Origin of the sequence: Pseudoalteromonas sp. SG41-5 (genome assembly GCF_014164495.1) — a bacterium.
Taxonomy (GTDB): Bacteria; Pseudomonadota; Gammaproteobacteria; order Enterobacterales; family Alteromonadaceae; genus Pseudoalteromonas; species Pseudoalteromonas rhizosphaerae.
This window is the reverse complement of sequence record NZ_JACJFH010000137.1, coordinates 1-8012: the sequence shown is the minus strand read 5'-3', so window position 1 is coordinate 8012 and position 8012 is coordinate 1. Positions and strand designations below refer to the sequence as shown.

The window sequence follows — 8012 nt, the reverse complement described above, 5'->3', positions numbered from 1 at the left end:
ATTTAAAGTTGCGGTGGTACGTGTTCGATCAGCAATTTCACGGCGGTTTTCGAGTTGCGCGGGGATCAATATTTCTGGTGCAACACCTAATTGCTCTTCACTGAGGCCAATGCCACCTTGTAAAAAGTTTAATTCTCGAGTGCTATGATGGCGTACCTCATCTACTTGAGTTTTCCTATCTTCATAAGAAAGTGCAAAACCAACGCCTATTTTTTCGTCTAAGAATAGCTGTGTGCCATCAAGGCTAAACTTCGGCGAGTGTTCTTCTCTGAGTTCACTGTATGAATCTTGCAGCTTCATTTTTAGGGTGTTTTTACCACGGTCATATGCTGAGATAGCTTTGACGTTTACTGCGCCACCTATCGAATTTAGATTCATATCAGGGGTAAGGGTTTTAAATACTTCAATGGCTCCTAATGAATCACTAGTGATACCATCAAGGCCAATTTTACGTTCATCACCCGCACCAGATAGTTCTGCACCATTCATGCTCACCGATACGAATTTAGGACCTAACCCCCGTACTGCAATGTATTTTCCTTCACCTTCACTGCGCTCTAAAGTGACACCAGGAATACGGCGTAATGACTCTGCGACATTTTGATCAACAAAGTTTCCCATGTCATCCGTGGCAATCACTGAGCTAAACGCTTTAGCATCGCGCTCCATGGCACGTGCTTTTAAATCTGCTTGATAAACGCCTGTTACAGCAATGATTTCAATATCATCTTCAGCTTCTACGGTTTTTTTAGCTGCTGTTTTCTCGGCGCTTGTTGTTGGTTTGTCATTCTCTACCTTTGGCTGTGCAGGATCAGTTGTTTGCGCATAAAGTGGCATAGCTACCATTAATGCTGCTGCGATCGTGCTTAATCTCATGCTCTTCATCTTTGTTCCTTTTTCAGGCTTATAATTGTGTGTGCAAGATATGCGATTCCCGTTGATTCAAATCCCAACTTGCCACCGGTGGCAAAATGGAATAACATGAAGTTAACACTGTATTAATGAAACTGTCAATTTACATATTGACAATTTTTTATTTTAACCAGCATTAAAAACGAAATAGCCAAGGAACATTATGCAAGTTCTGAAGAATAATAATTTAAACTATCTCAATATCGTAATACTAAGCATCATTACTGTGTTGACGGTTTTTGTTTCGACTAATTTATACGCTGCACAAGTCAATACAACATTGGCTTTTCCAACGGCAAAAGGATTTGGTAAATACGCAACAGGGGGAGTTAATGGCACGCTTTATAGAGTGACTACATTGGAAGATAATTTAGATAAGCCCCAACCAGGCAGCCTTCGCTATGCAATTGTGCAAAAACATCCTCGCACTGTCGTATTTGCGGTATCGGGTGTGATCAAATTGGCAGGGGAACTTAAAATCTCACATGGTAATATCACCATCGCGGGGCAAAGTTCGCCAGGTGGGATTGCCATTGTTGGTGCACCTGTGACGGTCTCATCCGCAGATAATGTGATTATCCGCTATATGCGCTTTCGCTTAGGTACGTTTGGTTATGCTGATGATTCATTAACGGTACGTAACAGTGAGAATGTCATTATTGATCATTGTTCATTGAGTTGGTCAGTGGATGAAACTGCGAGTTTCTATAATAACCGTAACTTTACATTACAAAATTCCATTATTTCACATAGTTTAAGCCATTCAATTCACCCTAAAGGCGATCATGGCTATGGTGGCATTTGGGGCGGGGCAAATGCGAGCTTTATTAATAATATAATTGCCAATCATGCCAGTAGAACGCCTAGGCTCAATGGTCATAGACTTAAATCACCGTATGCACAAGATGAAGAGTTTGTTGAGCTTATCAATAATATTATTTTTAACTGGGGACATAATAATGTTTATGGATCAGAAAATGGTCGTTTTAACTTGATCAACAATTATTATAAACCAGGTAAAGCAAGTAAGATCATGCAGTTTGCTGATATTTGGTATTCCCCAGAGATCAAAGAAAATCAGGCATATATTATGGGAAATGTACTTGAGAATAACCCACAACTGACTGAGCATAATTATTTAGGTGTAAATTATCGCAAAGCAGTCAAAGCAAACCGCACTATCAGTGATGAAAATAGCCAGTGGTTAAGTGATAAACCAATCATTACATCACCCATGCAAACAACCATGGTTTATGTTAGTGCAAAGCAAGCATTTAGTGATGCCATTAAAGGGCAACATATAGGAGCAAGTCGTAATGCACATGGCTATTTCCATGACAGTATTGATACGCTTGTTTATCAACAGCTCGCTGATAGTGTCGCGATAAAGAAAAATGGTTTGATTGATCATGAGTTTGAGCTAATTGGTAATTGGGATGCATATAAACAGGAATTTACAGGGGTTCCTGCAATCGTTGATGCTAATGAAGATGGTGTTGCGGATGATTGGTTCAAACAGCATCAGGTGCAATTAAAAAATGCAACTACAGCGCAGGTTTTGCAGCAGTACTTAAATTCGCTTAGCGACTAACAAAGAAAGCCTTGATGACTTAAAATAACCATTAACTCATCAAGGCTTTAATTTTAAAACAATAATGATCAACGAGTTTTAGCTAATTGTGCTGTTAAAAAGTCATCAATAACACTGGTCGTAGGCGTTAACCACGGCTGGAATAACCAAAATGAATGCGGCGCATCATCAAACTGGTAAACTTCACTGGGTATATGCAACTGTTGCAACTTTTGTATTGCGCTGTCTCTACCTGCACGAAAGCGCGGCACTGAGCTATTAATGAAAAGTGTTGCAGGCGCGTTTTTATCAATATAGAAAATAGGCGATGCGTCGTGCCAACGCTGTGGGATAGTTTCATACCTACCCCCCAACCACTTGCTGGCTGATGTGACGGCCTTGGCTGGGTTGTTTTCAAAAGGCAGTGCTTCAGGGGACGTGAAGTCACTTAAGCCATCTATATTGATCAGCGCTTGGACCTTAAATCGCTTGGAGTTAGTGTCGCTGCTATCAACAATTCCGCCGCTGTAGGCTAACAGCGCGGCTAATTGGCCACCTGCAGAGCCGCCCGATAAAGCAATCTTAGTGCTGTCTATATTATACTGAGCAGCATTATTTTTAAGCCAATGAAACGCATCAACTAAATCCTCAACTGCTGCAGGATAAGGCGCTTCCTTGCTGAGACGGTAACTGGGCGCGGCAACAACATAACCACGTTCTACCAGCGCAATTGCAAGTGCTGTCATTAATGCGGGGGTACCTGATTGCCAGCCACCACCGTGGATCAACATAATCAAAGGCGCCGTTTGTGTTTGCTGTGTTTGCTGATAAATATCTAAAGTCTGTGCACTGGTTTTAGTTTGTTTGTAAACCAGTGCTTTATGAGCGATTACAGAGTCAGGAAGTGTCGTTGCGGGCACCTGCATGTGTGGATAGTGTTTGATTAGTTTTTTATAAGTATTTTCAACGGTGTAATCAGCTGCTATGCATGGCTGAACACAGAGCAATAATACGGCAAAAAAGTTCAACGTTTGATGTTTTAGCATATTCATTTAATCCAAAGTGTCGTAACGGGCATAGTCAAAATCGGCATAGCTGCTAGCGCCGGGAGTTTGCGACAGGCTAAATAAGCCTAACTTAGCACCTACCCAGCGGCCTTTTTTAGCTTGGAAGTGTTCACCAATAATTTGAAACTCAGCACTTGCAGCGGTTCTATAACTAAAAATGGCTGTGGCGCCTGGTTGTAGAACGACTTTTAGTTCAAGATAGGGTTGTGTCAGTGGTTGTTGCTCTACGATACTTTCTTTACAGCCTTTTCTCGCATTAAAACAGTGCACATAGACTAGCTGTTGTTCGCCAGTAGAAGATGTTTTGATACCAATCCATGCATAGTCTTCACCAAATAAAATTAGTCCTGAGGAACTCGCTGAGCTTGTTTTGTTGACCTGCAATGTGGTCGTAAAAGCAAATTGCTCTGCGGGAATTTTTTGTAGTAACAATGAAGGCGTTGACCATAAATTAGTATTGTTTTGTGCTGTAATTTGCTGCGAGTGTAAGCGTAAAAAGCCGGGGTTGTCTGTCAGTGAATACCAGCTGTTACTTGGATTTGCATTCCATTGCCATAATAAGCTTAGCTCAGCGCTGTTGAATTCATCATTGTTCACTATGCTGGCGGGTTGTGGGTTAATTTTGCTTCTAGGTTTAGTGTGCTGTAAAACCGGTTGCCCAGTTCCATTACCATTTTTATCTATGCCTATGATTGGCCAATCATTGTCCCAGCGCATAGGTTGTAAATGGGTGATTCGACCATACGCTTGTTTGCTTTGAAAGTGAATAAACCAGTCCTCATCAAATTGGGTGTGAACCCACGCACCTTGATGAGGACCGTTGATCACTGAATTACCTTGCGCCATTACTACTTTGGCTTCATAGGGACCGGTAATTTTTTTTGCTCTAAATACCGATTGCCAACCTAAATCTACCCCACCTGCAGGCGCAAAAATATAGTAGTAACCGTTACGTTTATAAAATTTAGGACCTTCAATGGTGCGATATCCAGGGTGATTTTTACCATCGACAATGTGTGTAAATTTATCACTGACCCAACTTGCGTCATCTTTCATTTCACGCAGCGTTAGTACATTATTAAAGCCAGCACGACTTTTTGCCCATGCATGTATTAAGTAGGTTTTACCATTGTCGTCCCATAAAGGTGCCGGGTAGATTAATCCTTTACCCGCTAAAATAAGCTGTGGGGTTGACCAAGTTCCAGCAGGATCATCTGTTGTGGTTACATAAATACCAAAATCAGGATCAGGGTAAAAAATCCAAAATTTATTATCATGAAAACGGATTGTTGGTGCCCATACGCCGTTGCCATGTTGTACTTTTGCAAAGTGGGCTTGTGGCAGCTGTATTGGCAGCGCATAATTTATTAACTGCCAATTGACTAAATCGGTAGAGTGTAAAATAGGCAAGCCAGGTGCAGAGTTGAAGCTAGATGCTGTCATGTAATAATCGCCATTAACAGCTACTACATCCGGGTCGGAATAATCGGCATGCAAGATTGGGTTTTTATATTCGCCATTACCTAGATCTGCTTGCCACGGGCTTTGAGTGTGTGTTGACGATAGTAATTGCGACTCTTTTGCATAACCTAGGCTGCTACTTAAGCAAACGAGAAAAAGTGCTAAATAGAAATTGTATTTGTTGTTTAGCATCGGTTATTTCTCCACTTCTAAACTGGCAAGAATAAAAGGCCCGACTGCTTTAGGATCGTTCGCGCGTACATTTTCACTGATGTAATAAGCAAAGCTGCCATCTCTATATGGTTTTCCGCCAAGCCCAGCCACTTCGCATACTTGTTTTATTGATAAGGTGTTATCTGCCTCACGTTTAATAAAGTTGCTAACTACAGCATTAAAGGTGGTTTTTGCAATTGCTTGGTAGCTATCAGGCAAGTAACCTTGATTAACACCTCTTGCAATCGTATAGCTGAGCATAGCACTGCCAGAGGATTCTAAATAATTACCGTCTAATTCACCTTTATCTGTAACTTGATACCATACACCGGAGTCAGAACGCAGCTTTAACATGTTATCTATCAATGTATTAAAGCGCTGTGATAGCCACGCTTTTTTAGGGTGATCATTCGGTAGTTGATCTAATACATCAACCATTGCCATGGCGTACCAACCGATAGAGCGCGACCAATGATTAGGTGATTGTCCGGTTTTTTTATCAGCCCAACGCTGTTGTTTAGATTCATCCCAGCCATGTACAGGTAGAGAGGTGTCACTGCGATAAGTATGTTGTTCAATTAATTCAAACTGTTTTATAACATCATCATACTGATCGACTGTCCCAAAGCGGCGGATATATTCGGCATAAAAGGGCGCTGCCATATATAAACCATCAAGCCACATTTGCGAGGTATAGCGTTTTTTATGCCAAAAGCCACCATCAATTGTGCGAGGTTGTAATTTGAACTGTGCATATAAAGTATCGAGGGCAAGACGATATTTACGATCTTTTGTTTCATCAAACATAAAAAACAGTAACTTGCCGGCATTGAGCATATCGAGATTATATTTGCTCATTACGTAGGTTTTAATACTGCCATCTTCCATTACTAACGCGTCTACATATTCTTTAATGTAATTGAAATAGCGTTGTTCTGGTTGATGCTGATAGAGCTTGGCAAATGACAGTAACACTAAGCCATGGGTGTAATCCCAGCGCGGTTCAGTGCGCCAATCAATGGTGTAGGCCTGTGGATTACGGATCATCTCAGAGTTCGCCAGTTGCACGGCATAGCTCAGTGAGTTGTTATTATTTTGCGCAGACACATTCATTATTGAGCAGAATAAGCAGCAGAGCAAAAATGAAAAAATATTTTTATTTACGCTGTTTTTATTGATTTGGATTATACGCATCATAAATCCTTATGAGCTTAGTGTGCTGATGATGTTGTTGAAGGGAAGTGAGTTTTGGCCGGTAAGCAAAAATGCGATGGACTTTGCTTTCCGGCTGAATAATCTATGGCTGTTTAGTTGTTACCAGCTAGAAGCTTAGCTACTTCAAGGCTTGCTAGAATGAAGGGACCATTTCCTTTAGGATCATTTTTGCTGACCGGCTCGCTCATATAATAGTGATAACTACCATCACGACCAAAGCCAAGGCCTGCAACATAGCATTGGTTTGTCATACTTATCGTGCCATCGCTATGTACTAATGTAAATTGGTTAAGTAAACCTTGATACGCTGCAAGGGCAGTGTCTTGATAATCAGCATCGATATAGCCATTATTAAGTGCTTTTGCATAAAAGTAAGCAAACATGGCTGTTGCAGTTGATTCTTGGTAGTTACCTAAAGCCGTTGGTTTGTCTAAAACTTGCCACCATGTGCCAGTATCAGTATCTTGAACTTTGGCAATATCAGTGGCCAACTCTTTTACCATAGCGAGTAAGGTATCGCGTTGCTCTGTGTTTTTTGCTGGGATGTAATCGAGTACATCAACCACTGCCATAGCGAGCCAGCCCATACCACGGCCCCAAAATTCTGCAGAAACACCCGTTTGTTTATCTGCCCATGCTTGCTGTTTAGATTCATCCCAACCGTGATAGTACAACCCTGTTTTTGGATCGCGTAGTGCTTCACGTGTGAGCTTAAATTCGTTTACAACCTCGGCGAAGGTTTCTTGTTGCTGATGGCCCGTTTCAAATAAGCTACCGTACTGGGCTAAAAACGGCATACCCATATAAACGCCATCTAGCCACACTTGATGTTGATATTTGTTTTTGTGCCAAAATGCGCCTTGTGATGTACGTGGCTGTAACTGTAATTGTGCACGTAAAGCTTTTGCGGCAGATAAATATTGTTGCTGCTGGGTATCTTGGTATAGCTGGATAAGATTACGCCCAGGCGGAATGTTATCAATGTTAAAATTGCTTTGTTTATAGGCGGTGATTTTGCCTTGTTGATCAATAAAGCTACCAGTAACTTGGGCAATCACATTCTTATAAGTTTGCTCATCAGTTGCCATCCCTAATTGGTAGTAAGCATATGGCTGTAAGCCGATAATGTCGTATTCAAACTTTGGGCTGCGCTTACGGTTCACATCCCAGCCATTGGCATGATAGCCTAGTGCTTTTCTTTTCAGCTCTGAATCGGCAAGGGCGCGGGCCCATTCAAGGGCTATTTTATCATTAAGCGGTTGCGTCGTTTTTTTTGCTGTAACTGTGGTATGCAAAGTAATGCGTGGTTTAATTGTCAATCTTTCAGCTTGTTGATCAAGGTACTCAATAAAGCTTTCTTTATCGTTGATACCACTTTCAGGTTGCCAAACAGAGGCAAAATAGTAATCAGCATGCAGTGTATTTTGCCCTTTAGGTTTAAGCACTGCAAGGTAGTTATTTTTGTCTTGGCGTACATCAATAACATCACCTTTTTTAAAAAATACCGCCATACCTAAAGCTGATTTATCTAAACTCTGATTGCCCCAACTGGCAATATAGCTATAGCCATAATT

At 41.3% G+C, this 8012-nt stretch carries 6 protein-coding genes; 1 reads left to right on the top strand and 5 read right to left on the bottom strand.

Features of this window, described 5'->3' with window-relative positions; translation table 11 throughout:
* A partial coding sequence (locus tag H5232_RS21335; RefSeq protein ID WP_182831472.1) for a TonB-dependent receptor plug domain-containing protein occupies positions 1-885 on the bottom strand: 885 nt, incomplete at its 3' end.
* A 190-nt stretch (positions 886-1075) separates the two neighbouring features.
* Between H5232_RS21335 and H5232_RS21330 the strand changes: the two genes are divergently transcribed.
* On the top strand, positions 1076-2503 hold the full coding sequence (locus H5232_RS21330; protein ID WP_182831471.1) for a polysaccharide lyase family 1 protein: 1428 nt from the start codon (positions 1076-1078) through the stop codon (positions 2501-2503).
* Positions 2504-2571: 68 nt separating this feature from the next.
* Here the strand turns inward: H5232_RS21330 and H5232_RS21325 are convergent, their stop codons facing one another.
* From H5232_RS21325 to H5232_RS21310, 4 genes are all read right to left on the bottom strand, one after another.
* Positions 2572-3528, bottom strand: a complete 957-nt coding sequence (locus H5232_RS21325; RefSeq protein ID WP_182784265.1) for an alpha/beta hydrolase — start codon at positions 3526-3528, stop codon at positions 2572-2574.
* 6 nt (positions 3529-3534) lie between these two features.
* Positions 3535-5202 carry a glycoside hydrolase 43 family protein gene (locus H5232_RS21320; protein ID WP_182831470.1) on the bottom strand — a complete coding sequence of 556 codons (1668 nt, stop codon included), beginning with the start codon at positions 5200-5202 and terminating at the stop codon, positions 3535-3537.
* A gap of 3 nt (positions 5203-5205) precedes the next feature.
* Positions 5206-6420 (bottom strand): glycoside hydrolase family 105 protein, encoded by a 1215-nt coding sequence (locus H5232_RS21315; RefSeq protein ID WP_259400171.1) that lies wholly within the window; start codon positions 6418-6420, stop codon positions 5206-5208.
* Positions 6421-6530: 110 nt separating this feature from the next.
* Positions 6531-8012 (bottom strand): glycoside hydrolase family 105 protein (locus H5232_RS21310; RefSeq protein ID WP_182831469.1); only part of this gene is annotated, 1482 nt, incomplete at its 5' end.

Bases quoted from the DNA above. Each gene is read 5' to 3' on its own strand.
- H5232_RS21315 (WP_259400171.1), bottom strand. From the start codon at position 6,420: ATGATGCGTATAATCCAAATCAATAAAAACAGCGTAAATAAAAATATT.
- H5232_RS21320 (WP_182831470.1), bottom strand. From the start codon at position 5,202: ATGCTAAACAACAAATACAATTTCTATTTAGCACTTTTTCTCGTTTGC.
- H5232_RS21330 (WP_182831471.1), top strand. From the start codon at position 1,076: ATGCAAGTTCTGAAGAATAATAATTTAAACTATCTCAATATCGTAATA.
- H5232_RS21325 (WP_182784265.1), bottom strand. From the start codon at position 3,528: ATGCTAAAACATCAAACGTTGAACTTTTTTGCCGTATTATTGCTCTGT.